Annotated in this window: 23 protein-coding genes; 6 read left to right on the top strand and 17 right to left on the bottom strand. The window is 71.8% G+C overall.

Annotation, left to right across the window (positions count from 1 at the left end):
* Positions 1-23: 23 nt before the first annotated feature.
* Positions 24-398 carry a PIN domain-containing protein gene (locus tag SMIR_RS07495; RefSeq protein WP_168496622.1) on the bottom strand — a complete coding sequence of 125 codons (375 nt, stop codon included), beginning with the start codon at positions 396-398 and terminating at the stop codon, positions 24-26.
* Positions 399-810: 412 nt separating this feature from the next.
* Positions 811-1,269, bottom strand: a complete 459-nt coding sequence (locus SMIR_RS07490) for a hypothetical protein (protein ID WP_212726790.1) — start codon at positions 1,267-1,269, stop codon at positions 811-813.
* Position 1,270: 1 nt separating this feature from the next.
* Here SMIR_RS07490 and SMIR_RS43390 point away from each other — a divergent pair, with 1 nt between their 5' ends.
* The gene (locus SMIR_RS43390) at positions 1,271-2,092 is read left to right on the top strand and encodes a hypothetical protein (protein WP_248003171.1); all 822 of its coding nucleotides are present in this window, start codon (positions 1,271-1,273) and stop codon (positions 2,090-2,092) included.
* A gap of 9 nt (positions 2,093-2,101) precedes the next feature.
* Positions 2,102-3,118, top strand: coding sequence for a PLL family lectin (locus tag SMIR_RS07480; RefSeq protein WP_168496626.1), 1,017 nt, complete (start codon positions 2,102-2,104; stop codon positions 3,116-3,118).
* Positions 3,119-3,260: 142 nt separating this feature from the next.
* Here SMIR_RS07480 and SMIR_RS07475 read toward each other — a convergent pair whose 3' ends face one another.
* The 5 genes from SMIR_RS07475 to SMIR_RS07455 all read right to left on the bottom strand — a co-directional run bounded on the left by SMIR_RS07475 (position 3,261) and on the right by SMIR_RS07455 (position 9,979).
* Positions 3,261-5,387, bottom strand: coding sequence for a 3-hydroxyacyl-CoA dehydrogenase NAD-binding domain-containing protein (locus SMIR_RS07475; protein WP_101401509.1), 2,127 nt, complete (start codon positions 5,385-5,387; stop codon positions 3,261-3,263).
* A complete protein-coding gene (locus tag SMIR_RS07470) occupies positions 5,384-6,610 on the bottom strand; it encodes a thiolase family protein (protein ID WP_075030528.1) in 1,227 nt (408 codons plus the stop codon). Before SMIR_RS07470 ends, SMIR_RS07475 begins: the two co-directional genes overlap by 4 nt.
* A gap of 342 nt (positions 6,611-6,952) precedes the next feature.
* Positions 6,953-8,230, bottom strand: coding sequence for a ribonuclease D (locus tag SMIR_RS07465; protein WP_168496628.1), 1,278 nt, complete (start codon positions 8,228-8,230; stop codon positions 6,953-6,955).
* A gap of 123 nt (positions 8,231-8,353) precedes the next feature.
* On the bottom strand, positions 8,354-9,016 hold the full coding sequence (locus SMIR_RS07460) for a response regulator transcription factor (RefSeq protein WP_054234007.1): 663 nt from the start codon (positions 9,014-9,016) through the stop codon (positions 8,354-8,356).
* A 336-nt stretch (positions 9,017-9,352) separates the two neighbouring features.
* Positions 9,353-9,979 carry a DUF3000 domain-containing protein gene (locus tag SMIR_RS07455; RefSeq protein ID WP_212728324.1) on the bottom strand — a complete coding sequence of 209 codons (627 nt, stop codon included), beginning with the start codon at positions 9,977-9,979 and terminating at the stop codon, positions 9,353-9,355.
* A 205-nt stretch (positions 9,980-10,184) separates the two neighbouring features.
* Here SMIR_RS07455 and hemE point away from each other — a divergent pair, with 205 nt between their 5' ends.
* Complete coding sequence (gene hemE, locus SMIR_RS07450) at positions 10,185-11,255, top strand: uroporphyrinogen decarboxylase (protein WP_168496633.1); 1,071 nt, start codon at positions 10,185-10,187, stop codon at positions 11,253-11,255.
* Positions 11,256-11,295: 40 nt separating this feature from the next.
* On the opposite strand, the gene SMIR_RS07445 is transcribed toward hemE, so the two are convergent.
* Complete coding sequence (locus tag SMIR_RS07445; protein ID WP_101401514.1) at positions 11,296-12,114, bottom strand: rhomboid family intramembrane serine protease; 819 nt, start codon at positions 12,112-12,114, stop codon at positions 11,296-11,298.
* Positions 12,115-12,238: 124 nt separating this feature from the next.
* Here SMIR_RS07445 and SMIR_RS07440 point away from each other — a divergent pair, with 124 nt between their 5' ends.
* Entirely contained in the window at positions 12,239-12,574 is a 336-nt protein-coding gene (locus SMIR_RS07440; protein WP_101401515.1) for a hypothetical protein, read from the top strand.
* Positions 12,575-12,637: 63 nt separating this feature from the next.
* Here SMIR_RS07440 and SMIR_RS07435 read toward each other — a convergent pair whose 3' ends face one another.
* Positions 12,638-14,026, bottom strand: a complete 1,389-nt coding sequence (locus SMIR_RS07435; protein WP_212726789.1) for an FAD-dependent oxidoreductase — start codon at positions 14,024-14,026, stop codon at positions 12,638-12,640.
* A 27-nt stretch (positions 14,027-14,053) separates the two neighbouring features.
* Positions 14,054-15,040 carry a DUF4349 domain-containing protein gene (locus SMIR_RS07430; RefSeq protein ID WP_212726788.1) on the bottom strand — a complete coding sequence of 329 codons (987 nt, stop codon included), beginning with the start codon at positions 15,038-15,040 and terminating at the stop codon, positions 14,054-14,056.
* Positions 15,041-15,219: 179 nt separating this feature from the next.
* Between SMIR_RS07430 and hemG the strand changes: the two genes are divergently transcribed.
* Both hemG and hemQ read left to right on the top strand, forming a co-directional pair.
* Entirely contained in the window at positions 15,220-16,680 is a 1,461-nt protein-coding gene (gene hemG, locus SMIR_RS07425) for a protoporphyrinogen oxidase (protein WP_168496639.1), read from the top strand.
* A gap of 4 nt (positions 16,681-16,684) precedes the next feature.
* On the top strand, positions 16,685-17,416 hold the full coding sequence (gene hemQ / locus SMIR_RS07420) for a hydrogen peroxide-dependent heme synthase (RefSeq protein WP_054233999.1): 732 nt from the start codon (positions 16,685-16,687) through the stop codon (positions 17,414-17,416).
* Here hemQ and SMIR_RS07415 read toward each other — a convergent pair whose 3' ends face one another.
* The 7 genes from SMIR_RS07415 to SMIR_RS07385 all read right to left on the bottom strand — a co-directional run bounded on the left by SMIR_RS07415 (position 17,417) and on the right by SMIR_RS07385 (position 25,020).
* Positions 17,417-19,075: an alpha/beta hydrolase gene (locus SMIR_RS07415; protein WP_212726787.1), complete on the bottom strand. Its 1,659-nt coding sequence runs from the start codon at positions 19,073-19,075 to the stop codon at positions 17,417-17,419.
* 120 nt (positions 19,076-19,195) lie between these two features.
* Positions 19,196-19,984: a TIGR04222 domain-containing membrane protein gene (locus SMIR_RS07410; RefSeq protein ID WP_212726786.1), complete on the bottom strand. Its 789-nt coding sequence runs from the start codon at positions 19,982-19,984 to the stop codon at positions 19,196-19,198.
* Between the two features lie 131 nt (positions 19,985-20,115).
* The gene (locus SMIR_RS07405) at positions 20,116-20,871 is read right to left on the bottom strand and encodes a DUF4142 domain-containing protein (RefSeq protein ID WP_168496643.1); all 756 of its coding nucleotides are present in this window, start codon (positions 20,869-20,871) and stop codon (positions 20,116-20,118) included.
* Between the two features lie 283 nt (positions 20,872-21,154).
* Positions 21,155-22,516: an MbnB/TglH/ChrH family RiPP precursor modification enzyme gene (locus tag SMIR_RS07400; RefSeq protein WP_212726785.1), complete on the bottom strand. Its 1,362-nt coding sequence runs from the start codon at positions 22,514-22,516 to the stop codon at positions 21,155-21,157.
* A 184-nt stretch (positions 22,517-22,700) separates the two neighbouring features.
* Positions 22,701-23,489 carry a DUF4142 domain-containing protein gene (locus tag SMIR_RS07395; RefSeq protein WP_211118833.1) on the bottom strand — a complete coding sequence of 263 codons (789 nt, stop codon included), beginning with the start codon at positions 23,487-23,489 and terminating at the stop codon, positions 22,701-22,703.
* A gap of 119 nt (positions 23,490-23,608) precedes the next feature.
* Positions 23,609-24,259, bottom strand: coding sequence for a TIGR03086 family metal-binding protein (locus tag SMIR_RS07390; RefSeq protein WP_168496647.1), 651 nt, complete (start codon positions 24,257-24,259; stop codon positions 23,609-23,611).
* 116 nt (positions 24,260-24,375) lie between these two features.
* Complete coding sequence (locus SMIR_RS07385) at positions 24,376-25,020, bottom strand: TetR/AcrR family transcriptional regulator (protein ID WP_212726784.1); 645 nt, start codon at positions 25,018-25,020, stop codon at positions 24,376-24,378.
* Between the last annotated feature and the right edge of the window lie 8 nt (positions 25,021-25,028).

The raw sequence follows: 25,028 nt of genomic DNA, 5'->3' as shown, positions 1-25,028 counted from the left end.
CGGCCCACCGGTCGCGCGCCCGCTCAGGTCGGCCCCCGTACCGTCCGCGGGCCCGCCACCTCCGCGCCCGACTCGGTCACCCTGCGCCGCAGTTCACGGTCCGCCGTGATGACCAGGACAGGGCGGTCACCGGCCTCGGCCACCACCTCCACGATGCGGTCGTCGCCGCTGCCGGGTGCCTCCACGACCCGTACACCGGGGACGGACTCCACACCCTTGGCAGCGCCCTCCACCACGAGGACCAGCTCCACCGGACCCTCGTGCTCGGGCAGTCCGTCCAGGGCGAGCCGGTCCCGCAGCCGCTCCGCGGCACCCCGGCGGTCGCGCCACCAGCCGTCGGGGACGGAGCCGACGACGTTGGCGGCGTCGATGATCACGAGCAGAGGCTGGTCGGTCATCCGACCAGCGTCGCACGAACAGCCGTTTGGACATCCGTTTGAACGGCCGTCACACGAGTTTGAGGAAACGTTCAACCTGTGATGGGGCTCGTGGCTCCTCTGCCGCCTCCGCCTTCGAGCACGGGGAACCCGAAGACCCGGACACGCATTCGTGAGCACTGGCAACCCAGAGGCGTCCGCCGCGGTCGGGGTGTACCGCACCCTGGTCCCCACCGGCCTCAGACGCCGGATCGCGCGGCGCGTGCCGATGCGGCTGTGCATGGCGCTCAAGCAGCTGCTGCGCCGGCTCCGGTCCGTCACTCCGGGGGCCCGGCTCTTCCGCGGCCTGCGGGCCCGCCGCCGCTGGCCGCAGCTGTTCGGCGAGGGCGAGCGGCTAGCGGTGCTCCCCGGCCGGGGCGCGCAGATCGCCCTCTTACGCCCCACGGTGTCGCCGCTCGGGCTGCGCGAGGCCAACCTCGAACTGGTGGCGAGCCTCCTGGAGGAGGCGGGTGTCGACTACTTCGCGATCCGCGGGAACTCCGACTTCCGCTCCAGCCTGGCCGTCGCCGTCGCCGTCGCCGTCGCCGAGGCCGACCGTGACCGGGTCCGCCGGGCCCTGGACCACTCCGCGCGCGGCGGACCCGTCTACGTGAGCGCCTGCCACGGCGACAAGGCGACGGGCCGTACGGCGCTGTGGGGCTCCCGGCGCGGCCGGCACGTCACCCACGCCTCGCGGGTGCTGCGTGTCGGCATGGTGTGGAGCGACCCGGCGGGCTTCCTGGTCCTCGGTCAGTTGCGCATCTACGGCGACGGTGGTGGAGCGGGCAGACTCCGTACCCTGGCACGGGAACTGGGCCTCGCCGGACGCGCGCTGCTGATGGGCGGCGGTCACCGTGCCCCCGGTCTCCCTCGGCGCGGCCACCGTGGACGTCACGGCGGACGACGCGGGCCGGCTGCGGTTCGCCGCCGACGGCCCTGGGGAGGGCCGCCGGCGCCGGCAGTTCGTGCTGAGCCACAAGCCCTCCGACGACGACCGCCGCCCCGACCTGCCGCTGCGCACCGTCCGCGGAACCCTGGACAACGGCGGTACCCGCTACACGGCCGCCCTCATCCCGTCCGCCCTCGACGAACTCGGCGACGGACGCCGGCAGGTGACCATGCGCAGCCCGAAGTCGCCCGCCGTGCACATGAAGGCGGGCCTGCGCGACACCCGGGCGCTCATCGACGCCCGCGCCCGCCTCATGGCCCGCCCGACGACCCGCTCCGTCGGCTGGAACCTCCCCTACGCCCGGCCCAACGGCCGGCTGATGCTGCGCTCCGTGCCGCGCCAGGAACACGCCGAGTGCACCTCGGTCGAGGTGACCGACACCGGCATCACCCTGTCGTGCGTCCTGTGCGGCGAGCGCAGGGTCGAGCCGGGCGCCTGGGCCCCCTGGGAGGACCTCGGCGGCTCCTTCGTCCAGGACGCGGGTACGGCCCTCACCACCGAGAACGGCACGGTGGAGCTGTACTTCCCCGGCAAGAACACCGTATGGCGCTGGTACCAGCCCGAACCCGGCGGCCCTTTCACCCTCGACGACACCCTCAGGTGCAAGGACATCTCCGGCACGCACTGGCGCGAGTCGGGCGACATGTTCACCCACGCCCCCGCGATGGCACGCGACGCCGAGGGCAGCCCCTGGGCCCCTGGCGATGACGGCCGGGCCCCGGATTAAGGTGAACCGGTGAACGGCGAATGGCTCAGACGCGGTCGCGACGGCAGGCTCAGTGTGTACCTGCTGTCGGGCACCGCCGTGCACTGCCGGGCGGAGCGCGGACCCGGCGGCCCCTGGGACCCACCGCGCACCATCGGCGGCGAGCAGCGACTGCACCCCGTCCTCGCCGTCGGCCAGGGCGCCGACGGCTACGCCCATCTCGTCTCCTGGCGCCCCACCGTGCCCGGCGAGTCCGGTCTCGTCCACACCACGCACTTCCGGCCGCGGCTCGCCGCGCTCGACTGGCACTCGATCGGGCACCCCAACAAGGCGGGGGATCGCACCGGTACGCCGGCCGTCGCGGTCGACGCGCAGGGGCGCGCCCATGTCTTCGTGCGCAACAAGGGCGGCGGGGTCAGCATGGTCGCCCAGAAGGAGAAGGGCGGCTGGGATTCGTGGCGCGACCTCAAGGGCAGTGACGTACGGGAGGATCTGGCGGCCGTGACGGGGGAGTCCGGGCTCGTCGAGCTGTACGCGGCCGTGCCCGACGGGGTCGCCCACTGGCGCCAGGAGGAGCCGGGCGAGCAGCCGGTGCTCCAGGAGTCCCTGGAGACATCGGTACGCCCCGGCACCCTCCGCGCCCTCGCCACGTCCCCCTCCGCCACCACACTCTTCTTCACCGACGAGGTGGGTGACGTGTGCGCGTGGCGCCCGGGCACCAAGCCTGTCGCTGTGCTCGCCTCGGCGGGCCCCGGTCCTGTCTCTGCGATCCGTTGCGAACTCGACGGCTACGACTGCACGTTGCTCGCCCAGCGCTCGGCGAGTGGTCGGATCGTCTTCGCCGCGTATCCCACCGAGCAGGAGTCGGCGGGGGCGTGGTGGACCGAGTCGGGTCCTGGGCTTCCTGTCGGGGCCGAGGTGTCTTTGGCGGAGGACGAGGAGGGGCGGGTGGTCGCGGCGACGCTCGCCCCCGGCAGTGAGGAGCTGCTTCTCACCCGGCGCAAGGATGAACCGGGCTTGGCGTTGGAGGCGTGGCGCCCGGTGTGACAGCCGTTTCCCGCCCCCGCCGCCCCTACCCTCCCCCAAGCTCTCGGCTTGGGGGAGGGTAGGGGCGGCGGGGGCGTGGAAACGGCGGGTGCCCTGTACGCCGCGTTGGCGTACAGGGCACCCGGGAGACAGAGCGGAGCGGTTACGCGGGGACGGAAGCCACCCCGACCTCCAGGAACCGCTTGCCGGTCACCCGCTCGGAGACGCCCTCACGGTCCAGGTACGGAGTGATACCGCCCAGGTGGAAGGGCCAGCCGGCACCGGTGATCAGGCAGAGGTCGATGTCCTGGGCCTCGGCGACGACACCCTCGTCGAGCATCAGACCGATCTCCTGGGCGACCGCGTCCAGGACACGGGCGCGCACCTGCTCCTCGGAGAGGACGACATCGCCCTGCTTCAGGAGCGCGGCGACCTCGGGGTCCAGCTCCGGCTTCCCGGAGTCGTACACGTAGAAGCCGCGCTTGCCCGCCTTGACGACGGCCGCGAGGTTCGGGGAGACCGTGAAGCGGTCCGGGAAGGCCCGGTTGAGGGTCTCCGAGACGTGCAGACCGATCGCGGGGCCGACCAGTTCGAGCAGGACCAGCGGAGACATCGGCAGACCCAGCGGCTCCACCGCCTTCTCCGCGACCTCGACCGGCGTGCCCTCGTCGATGACGTTCTGGATCTCGCCCATGAAGCGGGTGAGGATGCGGTTGACGACGAACGCCGGGGCGTCCTTCACCAGCACCGCGGTCTTCTTCAGCTTCTTGGCGACGGCGAACGCCGTGGCGAGCGAGGCGTCGTCCGTCTGCTCGCCGCGCACGATCTCAAGGAGCGGCAGGATCGCGACCGGGTTGAAGAAGTGGAAGCCCACGACCCGCTCGGGGTTCTTCAGCTTCGACGCCATCTCCGTCACCGACAGCGAGGACGTGTTCGTCGCGAGGATCGCGTGGGCCGGGGCGACCGCCTCGACCTCCGCGAACACCTGCTGCTTGACGCCGATCTCCTCGAAGACGGCCTCGATGATGAAGTCGGCGTCGGAGAAGCCCTCGGCCTTGTCCAGGACACCGGTGACCAGGGCCTTCAGCCGGTTGGCCTTGTCCTGGTTGACGCGGCCCTTGCTCAGCAGCTTGTCGATCTCGGCGTGGACGTAGCCCACACCCTTGTCGACGCGCTCCTGGTCGATGTCCGTCAGCACGACGGGCACTTCGAGGCGGCGCAGGAAGAGAAGGGCGAGCTGCGAGGCCATCAGGCCCGCGCCCACGACGCCCACCTTGGTGACCGGACGGGCCAGGTTCTTGTCCGGGGCGCCCGCGGGGCGCTTGCCGCGCTTCTGGACCAGGTTGAAGGCGTAGATGCCGGAACGCAGTTCGCCGCCCATGATCAGGTCGGCGAGGGCGATGTCCTCGGCGTCGTAGCCCTTCTGGAGGTCGCCGTCCTTGGCCGCCTCGATGATGTCGAGGGCGCGGTACGCGGCCGGAGCCGCCCCGTGCACCTTGCTGTCGGCGATGAACCGACCCTTGGCGACGGCCTGGTCCCAGGCCTCGCCGCGGTCGATCTCGGGACGCTCGACCGCGATGTCGCCCTTGAGGACGGACGCGGTCCAGATCAGCGACTGCTCCAGGAAGTCGGCGCCTTCGAAGATGGCGTCGGCGATGCCGAGGTCGAAGACCTGCTTGCCCTTGAGCTGCTTGTTCTGGTTGAGCGAGTTCTCGATGATGACCGAGACGGCCTTGTCGGCGCCGATCAGGTTCGGGAGCAGCGTGCAGCCGCCCCAGCCCGGGACCAGACCGAGGAAGACCTCGGGGAGGGAGAAGGCCGCGATGGCCTTCGACACCGTGCGGTACTGGCAGTGCAGACCGACCTCGACGCCGCCGCCCATCGCCGCGCCGTTGTAGTACGCGAAGGTCGGGACCGCGATGCCCGCGAGACGCTTGAAGACCTCGTGGCCGCCCTTGCCGATGGCGAGCGCGTCGTCGTGCTTCTTCAGCAGCTCGACGCCCTTGAGGTCGGCGCCGACCGCGAAGATGAACGGCTTGCCGGTGACGCCGACACCGACGATCTCGCCGGCCGCGGCCTCCGCCTCGACCTGGTCGATGGCGGTGTTGAGGTTCGCCAGCGACGCCGGGCCGAAGGTGGTCGGCTTGGTGTGGTCGAAGCCGTTGTCCAGCGTGATGAGCGCGAAGCGCCCGGCGCCGAACGGCAGGTCGAGGTGGCGTACGTGCGCGGACGTCACGACCTCGTCGGGGAACAGCTCGGCCGCACCCTTCAGGAGTTCAGCGGTGCTCACTTGTTGCCTCCGGCGTCCTTGTGGTGCGGGTTCTCCCAGATCACCGTGGCGCCCATGCCGAAGCCGACGCACATGGTGGTGAGGCCGTAACGGACCTCCGGCTGCTCCTCGAACTGGCGGGCCAGCTGCGTCATCAGACGGACGCCGGAGGAGGCGAGGGGGTGGCCGTAGGCGATCGCGCCGCCGTACTGGTTGACGCGCGCGTCGTCGTCGGCGATGCCGTAGTGCTCAAGGAAGGCGAGCACCTGGACGGCGAAGGCCTCGTTGATCTCGAAGAGGTTGATGTCCTCGATCGACAGCCCGGCCTGGGCGAGAGCCTTCTCGGTGGCCGGGATCGGGCCGTAGCCCATGACCTCCGGCTCGACGCCCGCGAAGGCGTACGAGACCAGGCGCATCTTGACCGGCAGGCCGTTCTCGCGGGCGAAGTCCTCGGAGGCGAGGATCGACGCGGTCGCACCGTCGTTCAGACCGGCGGCGTTGCCGGCGGTGACACGGCCGTGGACGCGGAACGGGGTCTTCAGGCCGGACAGGTTCTCCAGCGTGGTGCCCGGACGCATCGGCTCGTCGGCAGTGACCAGGCCCCAGCCGGTCTCACCGACCTCCGCGTTGGTGTTGCGCACCGAGATCGGCACCAGGTCCTGCTGGATCTTGCCGTTGGCGTACGCCTTGGCGGCCTTCTCCTGCGAGCGCACGGCGTACTCGTCGGCGCGCTGCTTGGTGATCGTGGGGTAGCGGTCGTGCAGGTTCTCGGCGGTCATGCCCATGAACAGGGCGGACTCGTCGACCAGCTTCTCGCTGACGAACCGCGGGTTCGGGTCCACGCCCTCGCCCATCGGGTGACGGCCCATGTGCTCGACACCACCGGCGATGACGGCGTCGTACGCACCGAAGGCGATGGAGCCCGCGGTGGTGGTGACGGCGGTCAGCGCGCCCGCGCACATGCGGTCGATGGAGTAGCCGGGGACCGACTGGGGGAGACCGGCGAGGATGCCCGCCGTGCGGCCCAGCGTCAGACCCTGGTCGCCGATCTGCGTGGTCGCGGCGATGGCGACCTCGTCGATCTTCTTCGGGTCGAGGCCCGGGTTGCGGCGCAGCAGCTCCCGGATGGCCTTCACGACGAGGTCGTCGGCGCGGGTCTCGTGGTAGATGCCCTTCGGGCCCGCCTTGCCGAACGGGGTGCGGACGCCGTCGACGAAGACGACGTCCCTGACGGTACGAGGCACGATGGCTCTCCTCCAGATGCGGGATGGCACTGCTGCGCGACGCACACGCCCTGAGCGCGCGCTCACCGCTCATGCTACTTGCGGGTAACCACCCTGCCCACCCCCGACGACGGGAGCGGCGAACGTCACACCGGCACGAATTTCTGCAGGAGCCCCCGTGAGGGGCGCGGGGCCGTGACATATACGGCTCCGCCGCGTCGTCACGCCAAGATGCCGTCCGCGGATCTTGGCGTGATCTCGACGTCGCTCTTTCGCTTCAAGGGCCCCGAAAGGGGCGCGGGGAACCGCGCGAGCAACCCGGAACAACCCGCAGTCGCCGTACGTCAGAGCCACGTACGGCGACTAGGCCCCCTTGACCGTCAGTGCCTCCACCAGTACCGGTGTGACCAGCTCCACCTGCCACGCCCGCGCCCCGTACCCGGCAAGCGCAGCCGAAACCGACTCGGCGTCGGCGCCGGCCGGCGGCTCCCAGCACACCCGCCGCACCGTGTCCGGAGTGATCAGGTTCTCCTGCGGCATGTTGAGCTGCTCGGCCAGCGCCGACACGGCGGCCCGCGCCGCGGAGAGCCGGGCGGCGGCGGCCGGGTCCTTGTCGGCCCAGGCACGCGGCGGGGGAGGCCCGGTGACGGGCTGCCCCGGCTGAGGCAGCTCGGCGTCCGGCACCGCCTTCGCCCGGTCCACGGCGGCCTGCCACTGTTCCAACTGGCGCCGCCCCATCCGGTGCCCGAACCCGTTCAGCGCGGCAAGCGCGTGCACATTGGCCGGAAGAGAGAGCGCGGCCTCCACGATGGCCCCGTCCCCCAGCACCTTGCCCGGCGAGATGTCCCGGCGCTGGGCGATCCGGTCCCGGGTCTCCCACAGCTCCTGTACGACCGCCATCTGGCGACGGCGGCGCACCTTGTGCATCCCGGACGTACGGCGCCAGGGGTCCTTGCGCGGCGGCGCGGGCTCGGCCTGCGCGATCGCGTCGAACTCCTGTCGGGCCCAGTCCAGCTTGCCCTGCCGGTCGAGCTCCTTCTCCAGGGCGTCGCGCAGGTCGACGAGCAGTTCCACGTCGAGCGCGGCGTAGCGCAGCCACGGCTCCGGGAGCGGGCGCGTGGACCAGTCGACCGCGGAGTGCCCCTTCTCCAGTACGAAGCCGAGCACGCTCTCGACCATCGCGCCCAGGCCCACTCGGGGGAACCCGGCCAGGCGTCCGGCCAGCTCGGTGTCGAAGAGCCGCGTCGGCACCATGCCTATCTCGCGCAGACACGGCAGGTCCTGGGTGGCGGCGTGCAGCACCCACTCGACGCCGGAGACGGCCTCGCCGAGTCCGGAGAGGTCGGGACAGGCGACGGGGTCGATCAGCGCGGTGCCGGCGCCCTCGCGGCGCAGCTGCACCAGATAGGCGCGCTGGCCGTATCGGTACCCGGACGCGCGTTCGGCGTCCACGGCCACCGGGCCGGAGCCGGCGGCGAAGGCCGCGATCACCTCGGCGAGCGAGGTCTCGTCGGCGACGACGGGCGGAATGCCCTCTCGGGGCTCAAGCAAAGGGATCGGCGCCGATTCGACGTCGTCCGGAGGGCCGCCTCCGGTGGTTCGCAGTGAGCTGTCTTCTGCGGTCTCTTGGGCGTCGGTCACCTGTCAAGGGTATCTGTGTATGGACTACGCCCGCCGACGGAACGTTCCGTCGACGGGCGTAGGAGGGTCGTAAACCAGTCAGGTCGGTGAAAGATCCGGTCCGGTGGGGGGTGTGCCCCCCTTTCAGTGGATGATCCCCGTCCGCAGGGCGACCGCCACCATTCCGGCGCGGTCGCCCGTGCCGAGCTTGCGGGCGATGCGGGCGAGGTGGCTCTTGACGGTCAGCGCGGACAGGCCCATGGAGACGCCGATGGCCTTGTTCGACTGGCCCTCGGCGACGAGCCGGAGCACCTCGACCTCACGGCCGGAGAGCTCGCGGTAGCCGCCCGGGTGGCTCGGAGCACCCGGGGGGCGGCGGTGCATACGGGCGGCGGCCGAGCCGATGGGCGCGACACCGGGTCGGGTGGGGAGCCCGACGTTCGTACGGGTGCCGGTGACGACATAGCCCTTGACGCCGCCCGCGAGGGCGTTGCGCACGGCGCCGATGTCGTCGGCGGCGGAGAGGGCGAGGCCGTTGGGCCAGCCCGCGGCTCGGGTCTCGGACAGCAGGGTGAGCCCGCTGCCGTCGGGCAGGTGGACGTCGGCGACACAGATGTCGCGCGGGTTGCCGATTCGGGGACGGGCCTCCGCGACGGACGACGCCTCGATGACGTCGCGCACTCCGAGCGCCCAGAGGTGGCGGGTGACGGTGGATCGGACCCGTGGGTCGGCCACGACCACCATGGCGGTCGGCTTGTTCGGGCGGTAGGCGACCAGGCTTGCGGGCTGCTCGAGGAGAACGGACACCAGGCCTCCTGGGGGTGCGGGACGGGACCGGCTGTGGGGATGAAGCCGGGGCGAACCGTGCTTTCAAGGTCACAGACGTCTTCGGCATCAAACCCGTCGGCCTTTAGAGAATGATCACGATTTGGTGAGTAACAATCCGTGCAATTCGGACACGCGATCGATCATCCGAAGATCGAACCGAGTCGTTCCGTGTCGCGACACGGCTGAAAGTGGCCGTATCGACAAAACCTCGGCAAGGAACTCGGCAAAGGGCGCGGCGTTACGCGAGGTCGGGAAAGGGCGCCCGTTCGACATGACACGGGCGCCCCGGAAGACGGAGAGACGAAAGAAGGGCGTTCAGCGGGGCTGCGGCCCCCGGCGCTGCGGGAGGGTCACCACCGAGCCGTCGCCCGGCCCCGCCGGGGGCAGGCCCGCGATCTGGCAGAGCAGATCGCACCAGGCGGCGAGGTGCGCGGCCGTGTCCGGTACGCCGCCCAGGCCCTCGCGAGGCGTCCAGGAGGCCCGGATCTCGATCTGGGACGCGGAGGGGCGCTCGGACAGCCCCCCGAAGTAGTGCGAGCTCGCCCGGGTGACGGTGCCGCTCGGTTCCCCGTACGACAGGCCGCGGGCCTGCAACGCGCCGGTCAGCCACGACCACGAGACGTCGGGGAGCAGCGGGTCAGCCGCCATCTCCGGCTCCAGCTCCGCGCGGACCAGCGTCACCAGCCGGAAGGAGCCCTGCCAGGCGTCGTGCCCCGCCGGGTCGTGCAGCAGGATGAGCCGGCCGTCCGCCAGGTCCTCGTCGTCGGCGACCACCGCGGCCTCCAGCGCGTACGCGTAGGGGGCCAGGCGCTGTGGCGGGCGCGTCGGGTCGATCTCGATCTCGGGCCGCAGCCGCGCCGCCCTCAATGCGTCGACGGCAGCCCGGAAGGGCGGCGGAGCCGTCTCCCTCGCATCCCGGTCCCCCTCCTTGGCATCGTCCATTTCGCCAGCGCCGTCCGACAGTCGTCCCTGAGCCGCAGCCATGCGGGGAAGATTAAGGGGAACGGAGCCCGCGCGCAGGGAGAGACACCCGTGCGCCGGACCACTGTCCGGATCGCGGTGCGCGAAACGCGCAGACGGGAGGGGCCCGGTCCGGGCACCGGAGCCCGGCACTTGTGGTGCTGCGGGGCGTGCGAGACTTTCCGTCGTGAGTACCGATGACCGCCCCGCCACGGGCCAGCCGCCGACAGCCACGTACGAGTCCGCCTTCCTGAAGGCGTGCAGGCGCGAGCCCGTGCCGCACACGCCGGTGTGGTTCATGCGGCAGGCCGGGCGCTCGCTGCCCGAGTACCTGAAGGTGCGCGAGGGCATCGCCATGCTGGACTCCTGTATGCGGCCCGAGCTGGTCGCCGAGATCACGCTCCAGCCCGTACGCCGGCACAACGTGGACGCGGCGATCTACTTCAGCGACATCGTCGTCCCGCTGAAGGCCATCGGCATCGACCTCGACATCAAGCCGGGCGTCGGCCCGGTCGTCGCGAACCCGATCCGCACCCGCGCCGACCTGGCCCAGCTGCGCGATCTGACCCCCGAGGACGTCTGGTACGTCACCGAGGCGATCAAGCTCCTGACGGCCGAGCTCGGCGAGACCCCGCTCATCGGTTTCGCGGGCGCGCCTTTCACCCTCGCGAGTTACCTCGTGGAGGGCGGCCCGTCCAAGAACCACGAGCACACCAAGGCGCTCATGTACGGCGACCCGCAGCTGTGGGCCGACCTGCTCGACCGTCTCGCCGAGATCACCTCCGCCTTCCTGAAGGTGCAGATCGAGGCGGGCGCGAGCGCCGTCCAGCTCTTCGACTCCTGGGTCGGCGCCCTGGCACCCGCCGACTACCGGCGCTCGGTGATGCCCGCGTCCGCCAAGGTCTTCGAGTCCGTGGCCGGGTACGGCGTGCCGCGCATCCACTTCGGCGTCGGCACCGGCGAACTGCTCGGCCTCATGGGCGAGGCGGGCGCGGACGTCGTCGGCGTCGACTGGCGCGTCCCGCTCGACGAGGCCGCGCGCCGTGTCGGCCCGGGCAAGGCGCTCCAGGGCAACCTCGACCCCGCCGTCCTCTTCTCCACCACCGAGGCAGTCGAGACCAAGACCCGCGAGGTGCTGGACGCCGCCGCCGGTCTCGAGGGCCATGTCTTCAACCTCGGGCACGGCGTCCCGCCGAGCACCGACCCGGACGCGCTGACCCGCCTCGTGGCGTACGTCCACCAGCAGACCGCGCGCTGACCCCGTACGGGGGACGCCGCACGGCTCAGCACCACGTGCCTCACCAGCTGTGCCGCGCCTGTCTGCCGAACAGCAGGCTGCGCGGTTCCGGCGGTGGCGGGGTGCCCGGGCGCAGCGGCCAGGCCAGCAGCATCCCCACGAGGAAGCCGACCACGTGGGCCTCGTACGCCACGGTTCCGGCGGTGGAGACGCCGCCGCCGGACGAGTACACCGCCTGCAACGCGAACCAGAAGCCCAGCACCAGCCACGCGGGCAGCCGCAGCGGCAGGAAGACCAGGAACGGGACGAGCACCCAGACCCTGGCCTTCGGATACAGCACCAGATAGGCGCCGAGGACTCCGGCGATCGCTCCCGAGGCGCCGATCAGCGGGTCGGTCGAGTCGGCGTTGAGGTACGCGAAGCCGTACGCCGCCGCGTAACCGCACGCCACGTAGAACACCGCGAACCGCACATGTCCGAGGCGGTCCTCGATGTTGTTGCCGAAGATCAGCAGGAAGAGCATGTTGCCGAGCAGATGCAGCCAGCTGCCGTGCAGGAACATCGCGGTGAGGACCGAGAGCGGCGGCGACTTGTCGTACGTCGGCGGCCCCACCAGACACCCAGGACCCCCTGCCCCGACGCCGACGTCGCCGGTCGGGACCAGGCGGGGCAATTGATGGTGGACCAACTCCTGCGGCACCGCGGCGTAGTGCTCCAGGAACGCGTGCAGATGGCACAGCTGGGAGAGCCCGCTGTCACCCGCCACCGATCCCGCGAGGCCGGGCGTGTAGAGGAAGACCAGAACATTGGCGGCGATCAGCGCGTACGTCACATAGGGCGTGCGGCGCACCGGGTTCACGTCATGGACGGGGATGACCACGAGGAACTAGTGCCCGGGATACGCCGGGTGAATCCGTGAACGCCCCCGCCCTCGCATCCGTATGTCTCCTCAACCGCCCGCGCCGCGACGAAGACGCGACGCGAGAGACGTGAGGACACAGGCGATGAACGACCGAGTTACTCCTCCGATGCATGCCCTGCCCGATGGCGAGGCGGAAATCGCCCTGGTGCTGCACCTCCCTTGGGAGGACGTCGCCGCGCTCGGCCAGGAGGCCGGACGGCTCGCGGCGAGGATGCAGCGGCCGGTGACCCTCGACGAGGCCGTCAGCCACCGGTTGCGCTCCGCGCGGTCGGCCGCCCACGCCAAGCCGCCCACCACGCAGCCCGCGGCCGTCACCGCCTCGGCGTCGGTGTCCTCGTTGCCGGCGCGGCCGCCGGCCGAGCAGGCGCGGCAGGCGATAGACCGGATCAACGGGAACTCGGGGCACGAGTCTGCGTAGGCGCGTAGCGGTCGAGTGTTGACCGCGGGGGCGTCGTGGCTGGTCGCGAAGTTCCCCGCGCCTCTACGGGGCGCTTCGCCGTACCGCGGCCACCGCCTTGCGTGCCGCCACCAGGATGGGGTCCCACACCGGTGAGAACGGGGGCGCGTAGCCCAGGTCCAGGGCGGTCATCTGTTCCACCGTCATGCCCGCGGTCAGCGCCACCGCGGCGATGTCGACCCGCTTCGCCGCGCCTTCCCCGCCGACGATCTGCACGCCGAGCAGCCGCCCCGTGCGGCGCTCGGCGAGCATCTTCACCGTCATGAGATCCGCGTCCGGGTAGTAGCCCGCGCGGCTGGTCGACTCGATGGTGACCGTCTCGAACTGCAGACCCGCCCGGTGCGCGTCCTTCTCGCGCAGCCCGGTACGGGCGATCTCCAGATCGCAGACCTTGCTCACGGCCGTACCGACGACACCGGGGAAGGTCGCGTACCCGCCGCCCACGTTGGAGCCGATGACCTGCCCGTGCTTGTTGGCGTGCGTGCCCAGCGCGATGTGCCGTTCGCGTCCCGAGATCAGGTCGAGCACCTCGACGCAGTCGCCGCCGGCCCAGATGTTCTCGTGCCCGCGCACCCGCATCGCCAGGTCGGTGAGCAGCCCGCCGTGGTCGCCCAGGGGGAGTCCCGCGGCCCGAGCGAGCGTGGTCTCGGGGCGTACGCCGATGCCGAGCACGACCACGTCCGCCGGGTACTCGGCGTCCTCGGTGGCCACCGCGCGCACCCGCCCGTCCTGCCCCCTGAGGAGCTTGGTGATCTCGGCGTCGTTGACCATGGTGATGCCCAGGCCCTCCATGGCCGTGTGCACCAGGCGGCCCATGTCGGGGTCGAGGGTGGACATCGGCTCCTTGCCGCGGTTGACGACCGTCACCTCGTACCCGCGGTTGATGAGCGCCTCGGCCATCTCCACGCCGATGTAGCCCGCGCCGACGACCACCGCGCGACGGCCCTCGGTCGCCGCCAGTGTGTCCAGGAGGGCCTGGCCGTCGTCCAGGGTCTGCACGCCGTGCACGCCCGGAGCGTCGGCGCCCGGCAGGTCGGGGCGGATCGGGCGGGCGCCGGTCGCGATCACGAGTTTGTCGTACGAGGTCCATTCTTCGGCCCCGGTCTCGAGGTCGCGCGAGCGGACGCGGCCCGTGCCGACATCGATCTCCGTGACCTCCGTGCGCATCCGCAGGTCGATCGCGCGCTCCCGGTGTTCCGCCGGGCTCCGCGCGATCAGCCGGTTCCGCTCGGGGACGTCGCCGCCCACCCAGTACGGGATGCCGCAGGCCGAGTAGGAGGTGAAGTGGCCGCGTTCGAACGCCACGATCTCCAGCTCGTCGGGCCCGCGCATCCGGCGTGCCTGTGACGCGGCGGACATGCCCGCCGCGTCACCCCCGATCACGACCAGTCGCTCCGTACGGCTCATGCTCATGCGAACACGCTACGGGGACCGGGCATTTCAGTCCTCGTCGCCACCCTCTTCGCGCACCGGCGGTGCCACCGGCAGCGAACCCGCGTTCACGGGAGCCGCTTCGGCCCCGGGCCGGCGCGGCTGCCCCGTGCGGGCGAGGCGCAGCCACAATGCCAGGAGGAGCCCGGCGCCCAGCAGGAACGGGAGCACCGCGCCGAACACCAGCGCGATCCAGCGCAGCATTGTGACGAACGCGTCCCAGCCGCCCGTGAGCGCGTCCACGAAGCCCGGTGCGTCGGACTTCTTCCCGGCGTCCTTCAGCGGGGCCTCGGAGAGGGAGAGCGTGATGGTGGCCAGGCTGGTGCGGTCCTTCAGGGACGCCTGCTGGGCGAGCAGGGCGTCGAGGTCCGACTCGCGGGTGCTCAACTCCCCTTCCAGGGCGACCACATCGCTCAGTTTGGTGGCCTGGTCCATCAGCTCGCGGACCCGGGCCACGCTGACGCGCTGCGACTTGACGCGGCTCTCCACGTCGACGACCTGGTCGGTGACGTCCTCCGCCTTCGCCGTCCGTTCGATGACCTGCCCGGTGCCCTCCAGGGAGGAGAGCACCGCGTCGTACCGGTCGGTGGGCACACGCAGTACGGCTCGGGTGCGCTCGCGGCCCCCGCCGTCCCGGGTGGTCGTCTCGTTGCCGACGTAGCCGCCGGCGTCGACGGCCGCGGTGCGGGCGGTGTCCAGCGCCTTGGGCACGTCCTTGACCCGCAGGGTCAGCGAGGCGGTGCGGATGATGTGGCTGCCGGCCGGCACGGACGTGCCGGTGGCCTTGGACGGGGTGGTGGACCTGGCGCCGCCCGCGCCCGAGGCGGCGCTGTCCGCGGCGCCCGAGCGGGCCTTCTCGGCGGCCGCCGCGGCCCCTTTGTCGGCGCTGGAGGAGGAGCCACCGCCGGCGGCGCCGCAGCCCGTCACCGCGAGGGCGGCGGCGAGGAGTATCCCGGCGAGGACCGGGCCGGTTCGTGCGGAACGTCGTGTGCGCATGTGGGCGTACCCCCGTGGGTGGTGACTGCTGACCCTCCTTCGACGCCGGGGCCGGGCACGACGTTGGCCGGATCCGATCCCGATGTGGTCACGGTCGGGACTCGCGCAGGACACCGCCGTACCGGACGACGGCACCGGGTCCCGGCGGGCCCCTCAGCGGGGTCTGAGAAGGTGGGGTCATGCACGCACAGGACAGTGGTACGGGTACGGGACGGGTCATCGTCATCGGGGGCGGCATCGCCGGTCTGGCCGCCGCCCACCGTCTGCTGGACCGCGGCGCGCGGGTGACCGTCCTGGAGGCGTCGGACCGCGTCGGCGGCAAGCTGCTGCCCGGCGAGATCGCGGGCGCGCGGGTCGACCTCGGCGCCGAGTCGATGCTCGCCCGCCGCCCGGAAGCGGTCGCGCTCGCCCGCGAGGTGGGCCTCGCCGACCGCCTCCAGCCGCCCGCCACCGCGACCGCCTCCCTGTGGACGCGCGGCGCGCTGCGCCCCATGCCCAAGGGCCACGTCATGGGCGTACCCGGCACGGCCGCCGCCCTCTCCGGAGTCCTCTCCGACGAGGGCCTGGCCCGCATCGAGCGCGACGCCGAGCTGCCCCGCACGGAAGTCGGCGACGACGTGGCCGTGGGGGAGTACGTGGCGGCACGCCTCGGCCGCGAGGTCGTCGACCGCCTGGTCGAGCCCCTCCTGGGCGGCGTCTACGCGGGCGACGCGTACCGCATCTCCATGCGGCTGGCCGTCCCCCAGCTGTTCACCGCCGTCCGCACCCATGTCTCCCTGACCGAGGCCGTCCGTGAGATCCAGGCGAAGGCGGCTGCCGCCCAGCAGACCGGGCCGGTGTTCATGGGCATCGAGGGCGGAGTGGGCCAACTGCCGCTCGCGGTCGCACGGTCGGTGCGCGCGCGGGGCGGCGAGATCGTCACCGGTGCCACGGTGACGGAGCTGCGCCGCGCCGAGGACGGCGGCTGGCGGGTGGTGGCCGGGAGCCGTGTCCTGCATGCGGACGGGGTCGTCGTCGCGGTGCCCGCCGGCGCGGCCGCCGCCCTGCTGAGGGCCGAGGCGCCCGCGGCGGCCACCGAGCTGGCCGGTGTCGAGTACGCCTCCATGGCGCTGGTGACGCTCGCCTACCGGCGCGCGGACATCACCCTCCCCGAAGGGAGCGGTTTCCTGGTGCCGCCGGTGGACGGCCACACCATCAAGGCATCCACCTTCGCCTCCCAGAAGTGGGGCTGGATCGCCGAGGAGAACCCCGACCTGCTCGTCCTGCGCACCTCCGTCGGGCGGTACGGCGAGACGGAGGTGCTGGGCCGCGACGACGCCGACCTCGTGGACGTCTCCCGGCACGACCTGCGCGAGGCCACCGGCCTGGCCGCCGAGCCCGTGGCGACCCGGGTGACCCGGTGGGACGACGGCCTGCCGCAGTACCCGGTCGGGCATCACACACGCGTGGCCCGCGTCCGCGAGCACGTGGCCAAGCTCCCGGGGCTCGCCGTCTGCGGCGCGGCGTACGACGGGGTCGGCATCCCCGCGTGCGTCGCGAGCGCGTACGCCGCCGTGGACCAGCTCGGTGGCGACCGCGCCGGACTGGAGGCGCTGAGGGCGAACCCGGTGCAGAGTCTGCACGGCGGAGCGGGAGAATAGCCTCATGAGTGACGACGCCCCCACCACCGAGTCCGGCAGGGTCCCGAACAAGGGCAAGCTGGCCAAGGACCTCAACGAGGTCATCCGCTACACCCTGTGGTCCGTGTTCAAGCTGAAGGACGTGCTGCCCGAGGACCGCGCCGGCTTCGCCGACGAGGTCCAGGAGCTCTTCGACCAGCTCGCCGCGAAGGACGTCACCGTCCGCGGCACGTACGACGTGTCGGGGCTGCGCGCCGACGCCGACCTGATGATCTGGTGGCACGCCGAGACCAGCGACCAGCTCCAGGAGGCGTACAACCTCTTCCGCCGCACCAGGCTGGGCCGCGCCCTGGAGCCGGTCTGGTCGAACATGGCGCTGCACCGCCCCGCCGAGTTCAACCGCTCGCACATCCCGGCGTTCCTCGCCGACGAGACGCCGCGCAACTATGTGAGCGTCTACCCCTTCGTGCGCTCCTACGACTGGTACCTGCTGCCCGACGAGGACCGCCGCCGCATGCTCGCCGACCACGGCAAGATGGCCCGCGGTTACCCGGACGTGCGCGCCAACACGGTCGCCTCGTTCTCCCTCGGCGATTACGAGTGGATGCTCGCGTTCGAGGCCGACGAGCTGTACCGCATCGTCGACCTCATGCGCCACCTGCGCGCCTCCGAGGCCCGCATGCACGTCCGCGAGGAGGTCCCGTTCTACACCGGCCGCCGTAAGTCCGTGGCCGAGCTGGTCGCCGGTCTCGCCTGATCAGGGGGCCTGACGGGTCGTCTTCGGGTCCTCCGGGGCCTCCGTGTCGTGCCGGGTGGTCTTGTCACCATCCGGCGCCGCCGGCTTCGGCTCCGCGTGCGGCGCGCACGCCGTGCGCCGCTTCGGGAGCCGGCCCTCCAGCAGATACGCGTCCAGGTAGCCGTTGACGCACTGGTTGGGCCCGCCCGCGATCCCGTGCGTCCCGGCGCCGCTCTCGGTCACCAGGACCGAGCCGGACAGCCGCCGCTGGAGCTCCACCGCCCCCGCGTAGGGCGTCGCCGCGTCCCGCTCGGCGGCCAGGATCAGGACCGGCGCCAGCGTCCCGGGCAGCGTCCGCACATCGAGGGGCTTCTGCCGCGGCACCGGCCAGTACGCGCACGGCAGATTCATCCACACGTTGTCCCAGGTCTCGAACGGCGCCACACGCGCGAGCCGCGTGTTGTCACGGTCCCAGGTGCGCCAGTCCGTCGGCCAGGCCGCGTCGTTGCACTCCACGGCCGTGTACACCGCGTTGCCGTTCTCCGCCTCGGCCGACGCCTCCGGATGCGGCCCGGCCTGCTGGATCAGAGGCTTCGGGTCGCCCTTCAGATAGGCGGACAGCGCCAGGGCGCGCTGCGGCCAGTAGTCGTCGAAGTACCCCGCCTCCAGGAACGCGCCCTGCAACTGACGCGGCCCCACCTTGCCACCCGCGGGCGCCGCGGCGAGCCGTGCCCGCGCCTTCTCGTAGTTGTGCAGCACGGCTTCGGGCGTGGTGCCGAGCGCGTACTCCTTGTCGTGCCTGGCGATCCACGCGCGGAAGTCCGCCCAACGGGCTTCGAACGCGACCGACTGGTCGAGGTTGTTCCGGTACCAGATCTGCCGGGGGTCCGGGTTCACCGCCGAGTCGAACACCATCCGGCGTACGTGCGAGGGGAAGAGCGTCGCGTACAGGGCGCCGAAGTACGTGCCGTACGACGCCCCCATGAACGTCAGCTTCCGCTCGCCCAGCGCGGCGCGCAGCACATCGAGGTCCCGGGCGTTGTTGAGCGAGGTGTAGTGCCGGATGCCCTGCCCGGAGCGCTTGAGGCAGCCGCGGGCGTACGCCTGTGCCTCCGCGATGCGCTCCTTCTTGTACGTCTCCGAGGGGTACGTCGGCGACTGCGCGGGCCCCTTCAGAAAGTGCTTCGGGTCCTCGCAGGACAACGGGGCCGAGCGGTCCACGCCGCGCGGGGCGTAGCCGACGAGGTCGTACGCGGCCGCGATGCGCTTCCACTCGGGGAGGAAGCCGATCAGCGGGAAGTACATGCCGGACGCGCCCGGGCCGCCCGGGTTGTAGACGAGGGAGCCCCGACGCGGCACCTTGTGCTTGGAGTTGCGCAGGTCCTTGCCGGTGGCGACGGCGCGGCTGACGGTCAGTTTGATCTTCTTGCCGTCGGGTTGCGCGTAGTCCAGCGGTACGGTGACCGTGCCGCAGCGCATCGCGACCGGGAGGTCGTCTCCCTTGGGGCACGCGCCCCAGTGGATGCCGGCCGTCGCGGCGCGGGCGGCGGCGACGGTGGTGCCGCGCGCCTCGAGGGAGGCCGCGGGGTCCGGCCAGGCCGCCGCACCGCCCGTGGGGGCGGCGATGAGGCCGCTCAGAAGCAAGGACCCGGTGGTTCCGTACAGGACGGCAGCTCTCATCGCGTATCCCCTTCGGCGCACGGCAGCGACAAAAGGGATGTTTGGTTCGTCAGTTGATGAAGTAAAGCACCTGGTGCCGGTGTCGGCCCCAATGACCCCTATGCGCCCCCTCGGGCGCCGTCAGCGCTGCCCCTCGGGGCTTCGGTCGCGGTGCGCGAAGGCCGCGCGCAGCTCCGGCTCGCCGACCGCGCGCACGCCGCGTACGGCGACCGAGGTGAGGTACGTACGGTCGTCGCCGGTGGCGTCGGGGTGCCGGGCGAGGGTGCCGAGCAGCCGCTGTCCCGCCGGGGAGGCCCAGCGCGTGTACGGGTGGACCTCGATGCGGGCGATGGCGAGGCAGCTCACGGTGAGGATGAGCGGCAGCGAGAACCACACGGCGATCGGCACGTCGTTCTCGCTCGCCCGGGCCTGAGAGGGCATCAGCACGGCGACGGCGCCCAGCGCGAGGACGGCCGCGGCGGCGGCCTGGACCTGGCGGATGGCGCTCGCGACGGTGGTGCGGGCGCCGTCGGGCACGGCGAGGCCCGCGGCGACGAGACGGTCGGCGAGGCGGCGTACGGAGTCCGCGGTGGCCGTGCTCGCCCGTACGGGCGCTATCCGGGACTGCCCCTGCGGGCCTATCGCCCCTATCACCGAGCGCTCCATCTCGTCGCGCCCGCGCGGGTCCACGACGGTCGCCCAGCCCGTGTGCGCGAGCAGCAGCCGCCGCTGACGGGCCATCGACACCAGGGTCAGATCGGCGACCCGGGCGGGGCCGCCGGACAGGAACGCCGCCTCGTACAGCGTGAGGTGGTGTCCGCGCGCCGCGTCGGCGTCGACCGCCGCCGCGCGCACGGCGGCCAGGCACAGCCGAGTGCAGGAGATACCGGCTGCGGCCCAGGCCAGGAGCAGGAGAAGGACCCAGAACATGGCGTGTTTCTACGCGAAGAGTCCAGGCCCGCGCCACGGTATGCCCACGATATGGACGGAGCGTTGTGGCTCTGTGACGTTCCGGTGCTCGAGAAGGGGCCGCGTCTTCGGCAGGGTCCGCCGGACAGGTCCTAGCCCTTGGGGCGGGACGCGGCCGGGGGCAGCGGATAGGTTCCGGACGGGGTGACGGGGACGGGGCTGTCCGGGGACCGGGTGGGGCCCGGCGGGGCCGGGGAAGCCGTCAGTGGGGGCGGGCTCGCGGTCGCGGCGTCCTGGGCGAGGGCGTCGAAGTCCACGTACCCGGTGGCTTCGAGGACCTTGATGTGGTCGAGCACCGTGGTGTTCGCGTCGTCGGCGAGGTCCCGTACGAGCGAGTTGCGGGTGTTCGCGCGGACCTGGGCGACGACGGAGAAGACCTTGCCGTGTGCCCGGCGCAGAATGTTCGCGAACTTCCGGTCGTAGTCCGTGCCGTGCGCGGCGTCGAGCGTGGCCAGCCAGCCGCGCTGCTGGGCATTGGGCTGGTTCGGGAGTTCGAGTCCGAGCCGTGCGGCGACGTTCCGGACGCGCGCGTCCAGGAACGTGTGGCCCTCGACGAGGTGCGCGCCCGCCGTCTTCACGGCCTGGGTGGTGCCGCGCTCCTCGGCCTGCTGGCCGGCGGGCAGCTCCCACAGTCCGGCGAGCCGGACCTTGGTGACGAACTCCCGGTCCAGTGCGGACAGCGGACCGAACTGCGTCGACACGGACTGGGCGTTCAGGGTGTCCAGGCCGGTGCCGGCGCGGTCCGCGTACGACCAGATCGGAAAGATCAGCGCGACGAGGGTCGCGGTGAGGGCCGCGATGATGAGTCCTGTCCCACTGACCAATCCGGTGCGGTTGATGGATCGCATGGTGCCTCCTGTTGCGGCACCGCACGCTGGTGCGCTACGGGTGCGGGGTTGGCATATTACTTCGGGCGCTACGCCAACTGCCGTACGAGGAGAAAGGGTTGCCGGGTGGGAGGAAGGCGCCTAATGGGGTAGTTCGACCGGACTCCATACCGTCAGGAAACCGAGGAAACCAGACACGGAATCCGGCCGGGCGGGGCTTGGTGTTAACCCCGGCACACTCTGCCGGGGCGAGCCACTACGGCGTGCGTAGTAGGGCGCGTCAGCGCCGGTGGCGCGGGCGGGGTCAGCGGCGCATCAGTACCCGTCGGGTCGCACGGGCCAGCCGGGCCGTGGGCCGCTGCGACGGCGGGGTCGGGCCGGACCGCTCCAGCCACCACGCACGCAGCCGCCGCCGCGTCTGAGCGTCCTCGGGGTCTCCCGCGAGCAGCGTGTATGCGGCGAAGTCCAACGCGTCGCGCCGGTACCCACCGCTCATCGGATGCCCCTGCGCGTACGCGAGGAACGCCGGCCGGTACGCGTCCCCGAGGATCTCCGGCAGCTCCGCCGCCACCTTCGCGACGACGTCCGCCCGCTTGGCCGCGAGCGCCCGCGCCTGCACACCCAGCCGCCCCCGGTCGAACCCCTCGGGCACGGGGGTACCCGCGACGAGCGCGGACAGCAGGGCGGCCTGCCCGAGCGCAAGCCGCTGCCGAGCACCCACGGCCACGCCGGCCGCGTCGCTCCCGGCTGCCCCGGGGGCGCCGCTCGCAGTGGCGGCGGCCTCACCGGAGTGCGGGCTCGCCGGGGTTTGGGACGGCGTCACGACCCGTGCCCGCGCCTTCGTCAGGGTGACTCTGATCGCCCCGAGCTCCCTCTCCAGTTCGTCCGGGGCCGGGAAGTTCTCGTCGCGTTCCAGGAGGACCCCCAGTGGGGTCACACGGGAGGCGAGGTCGGCCAGGATGTCGAGGACCTGCCGGGGGACGGGGTGCGCGTGGCTGTCGTGCCAGACGCCGTCCCGTTCGAAGCCGCCGGCGACGTGGACGTAGGCGATGGCCTCGACGGGGAGCTCGTCGAGGGCCTTCGAAGGATCCTCGGCCCGGTTGACGTGGTTCGTGTGGAGGTTGGCCACGTCGATGAGGAGGCGTACGCCGGTGCGGTCCACCAGGTCGTACAGGAACTGCCCCTCGGTCATCTCCTCCCCGGGCCAGGAGATCAGCGCGGCGATGTTCTCGACCGCGAGCGGGACGGGAAGGGCCTCCTGCGCGATACGGACGTTCTCGCACAGCACGTCGAGGGCGTCCCGGGTGCGGGGGACCGGCAGCAGGTGCCCGGCCTCCAGCGACGGCGACGCGGTGAGCGCGCCCCCGGCCCGTACGAACGCGATGTGCTCCGTGACGAGCGGCGAGCCCAGCGCCTCGGCCCGCTCCGCGAGGGCGATGAGACGGGACTCCTCGGGCCGGTGCGCGCCGCCGAGGCCGAGCGAGACCCCGTGCGGCACCACCGTGACGCCCCGCTCGCGCAGCCGCAGCAGCGACTCGGGAAGATGCCCGGGGCACAGGTTCTCCGCCACGGCCTCGACCCAGTCGATGCCGGGCATGCGCTCCACGGCCTCGGCGATCTCCGGCCGCCACCCGATTCCCGTCCCCAGCCGCCTCTGCTGTGTCATGTCGCCTCCTGCGTCACCGCTCGAACCCCGGCTGCGATCCTGGCCGCTGTCTCCTTACGACGGACCCGTGTTCCGGCGTGACGGAGTCATGGCCCCGGTAAGCGGGGCCGAACCCATGTCGCCGGACGTTCAGAGCAACATTTGAGGTTCCGCCGACGCCCCGAGGCGCCGACGGACGCACCGGCTACCGCAGCACGTTGTCCGGATCCGAGGGCTCCGGCCGGGCGGTGTTGACCTGGCCCGGCGGCGCGGGCGAAGGACTCGACGTGGCGACGACGCCGTTGCCCGGCTGCACCGGCGGCGCGGACGGCGCCGTGACGCCGGCGACCGGCGCCGGAGGACCGGTGGGGCTCGCGGTCGACAGGGCGGCCGTGTCGTTGGCGATGGCGTCGAAGTCGACGGCCCCGGTCTTCTCCAGGATGGTGATGTGGTCGAGCACGGTCTGGTTGGCGTCCGAGGCCAGCTGCCGGACCAGCGAGTTGCGGGTGGAGTTACGGACCGCGCCGATCGCCGGGAAGATCTTGCCGTGCGCGGCCCGCAGCAGGTTCACGAACTTCCGTTCGTACTCCGCGCCCGTCGCCGCGGTCATCTCCTGCAGCCAGCCCTGCTGCTGCGCGTTCGGCTGGTTCGGCAGCTCGACATTGAGCTGGGCCGCGATGACCCGCACCCGCTTGTCGAGGTCGGTGTGGCCGACGATCAGGTGGTCGCCCGCCTCCTTGATCGCCTTGTTGGGGGCCCGCTCGATCGCCTGCTGCCCCGCCGGCAGTTCCCAGAGTCCGGCCAGCCGCACGCGCACGATCAGGTCGCGGTCGGAGGCGGACAGGGGCCCCCACTGTGTGTTCACGGTCCCCGCCGCCAGATTCGCCTGCCCCGTGCCGGCGCGATCGGCGTACGACCACACAGGGAACGCGAGCGCGCCGACAGTGGCGGCGAGCGCCGCGATGACGAAGGCAGAACCATTGATACGCCGCAAAATGAGCCTCCCGGGGGAAACCAACTGGTCGTTGGAAACCTGTACTTGGCCAGCGACGTGAGATACGTGCGGGGCACCGGGAATGTTCAAGCACGGCTAAAGCGAACCCTCGGTTCAGGTCAAATCCGTTGTGGATCCGTGCCGTCGCCCGACAGCGGCCACTGCTCCGGTGTACGTCCGAGCAGCCGCAGCGCCTCGTCCAGTGGGTCCGCGCCCATGGGCACGTCGACCGGCGGCGCGAACGCGCATCCCGGACCGCGACCGGCCGGATCCGTCGGTACGAGGCGGGCGACGGTCAGGGCCGCCCCGAGCACGTGGTCCGGCAGTTCGAGCCCGACGCCGAGCGTGGCGGCGACGTCCCACGCGTGCACCACGTAGTCGACGAAGTGGAAGCCGAGGGCCATCCCGCCGGGGAACCCGCCCCCGTCCCTGATCTCCGGAAGTACGAACTCCCCCTCCGTCACGCCCGGTTCGGCGAACGCGGCCAGCACCGCCGTCGCCGCTCCCCGGTAGGTCCGCTCCGGGTCGCTCATGTCCTCCGGCTCCCGCCAGTACGCCGTCTCGTGCCCCGCTCCCCGGGCGGCGGCCGCGAACCCGTGGTGCTGCGCGGCCATGTGCGCCACCAGCCGCCGCAGCGTCCACCCCGCACACGGTGTGTCCCGCTCCCAGTCCGTGCCCCGCGCCAGCCCGACGAGCCGCAGCGACTCGTACACGGCGATCCGGTCGAGCTCGACGATGTCCACTCCGGTGTCCATTCCGGTCGATGTCATGCGTCCGAGCATAAAACTGAGCGAACGATCGTGCTACTTGTTTTCGGCCGTGAAGGTTCCCGCGTCAAAGGCTCGGCAGGCCGGGAGAGCTCGGCAGATCGGGAGAGCTCGTCAGGTCAGGAGAGTTCGGCCACGAGGGACGGGTCGGTCGCCGCCGCGCGCAGCCGGGAAAGGATGGCGACGCGGGCTTTGCGATAGACGTCCGTCTCGTCGCGCAGCACCGACACCGCGTTCGCCGTCTCCATCAACGCGATGAGCTCGAAGGCGAGTTGCGCGGCATCCGTGTCGGAGTGCAACTCACCCAGGTCGCGCGCCTCGGTGATGGTGTGCTCCACATGGGCCGCCCAGTCCCGCTGGGCCTCCGCGACGGCGTCGTGCACGGGCCCTGACCGGGCGTCGAACTCGGCGATGACCTCGTAGAAGAAACAGCCGCCGGGAAAGACCCGGCCCTGGGAGTAGTCCAGCCAGAGTTCGCACAGCCGCCAGGTCCGGGCGACACCGGCGGGGGTCTCGGACGCGGGCCGGATCACCTGCTCGACGTAGATGCGCGCCGCCTCCCGCACGGTGGCCAGCTGGAGTTCCTGCTTGGATCCGAAGAGCGCGAAGACCCCGCTCTTGCTGAGCCGGAGGTCGGTGGCGAGACGGCCCACGGACAGTGCTTCCAGTCCTTCGACCGAGGCGATGTCGACCGTGCGGCGGAGCACCAACTGCCGCGTGCGGTTGCCACGTTCGACCCTGCCGTCCAGCCGGGTCCCGGCCATCGCGCCTC

Source organism: Streptomyces mirabilis (assembly GCF_018310535.1).
GTDB lineage: Bacteria > Actinomycetota > Actinomycetes > Streptomycetales > Streptomycetaceae > Streptomyces.
This window is presented reverse-complemented; position numbering and strand designations above follow the sequence as displayed.

What these genes read in the sequence shown, in the direction of transcription:
- SMIR_RS07495 (WP_168496622.1), bottom strand. Translation starts at nt 398, where the DNA reads ATGACCGACCAGCCTCTGCTCGTGATCATCGACGCCGCCAACGTCGTC.
- hemQ (WP_054233999.1), top strand. Translation starts at nt 16,685, where the DNA reads ATGAGTGACGACGCCCCCACCACCGAGTCCGGCAGGGTCCCGAACAAG.
- SMIR_RS07440 (WP_101401515.1), top strand. Translation starts at nt 12,239, where the DNA reads ATGAACGACCGAGTTACTCCTCCGATGCATGCCCTGCCCGATGGCGAG.
- SMIR_RS07430 (WP_212726788.1), bottom strand. Translation starts at nt 15,040, where the DNA reads ATGCGCACACGACGTTCCGCACGAACCGGCCCGGTCCTCGCCGGGATA.
- SMIR_RS07385 (WP_212726784.1), bottom strand. Translation starts at nt 25,020, where the DNA reads ATGGCCGGGACCCGGCTGGACGGCAGGGTCGAACGTGGCAACCGCACG.
- SMIR_RS07390 (WP_168496647.1), bottom strand. Translation starts at nt 24,259, where the DNA reads ATGACATCGACCGGAATGGACACCGGAGTGGACATCGTCGAGCTCGAC.
- SMIR_RS07455 (WP_212728324.1), bottom strand. Translation starts at nt 9,979, where the DNA reads ATGGACGATGCCAAGGAGGGGGACCGGGATGCGAGGGAGACGGCTCCG.
- SMIR_RS07400 (WP_212726785.1), bottom strand. Translation starts at nt 22,516, where the DNA reads ATGACACAGCAGAGGCGGCTGGGGACGGGAATCGGGTGGCGGCCGGAG.
- SMIR_RS07435 (WP_212726789.1), bottom strand. Translation starts at nt 14,026, where the DNA reads ATGAGCATGAGCCGTACGGAGCGACTGGTCGTGATCGGGGGTGACGCG.
- SMIR_RS07410 (WP_212726786.1), bottom strand. Translation starts at nt 19,984, where the DNA reads ATGTTCTGGGTCCTTCTCCTGCTCCTGGCCTGGGCCGCAGCCGGTATC.
- hemG (WP_168496639.1), top strand. Translation starts at nt 15,220, where the DNA reads ATGCACGCACAGGACAGTGGTACGGGTACGGGACGGGTCATCGTCATC.
- SMIR_RS07415 (WP_212726787.1), bottom strand. Translation starts at nt 19,075, where the DNA reads ATGAGAGCTGCCGTCCTGTACGGAACCACCGGGTCCTTGCTTCTGAGC.
- SMIR_RS07405 (WP_168496643.1), bottom strand. Translation starts at nt 20,871, where the DNA reads ATGCGATCCATCAACCGCACCGGATTGGTCAGTGGGACAGGACTCATC.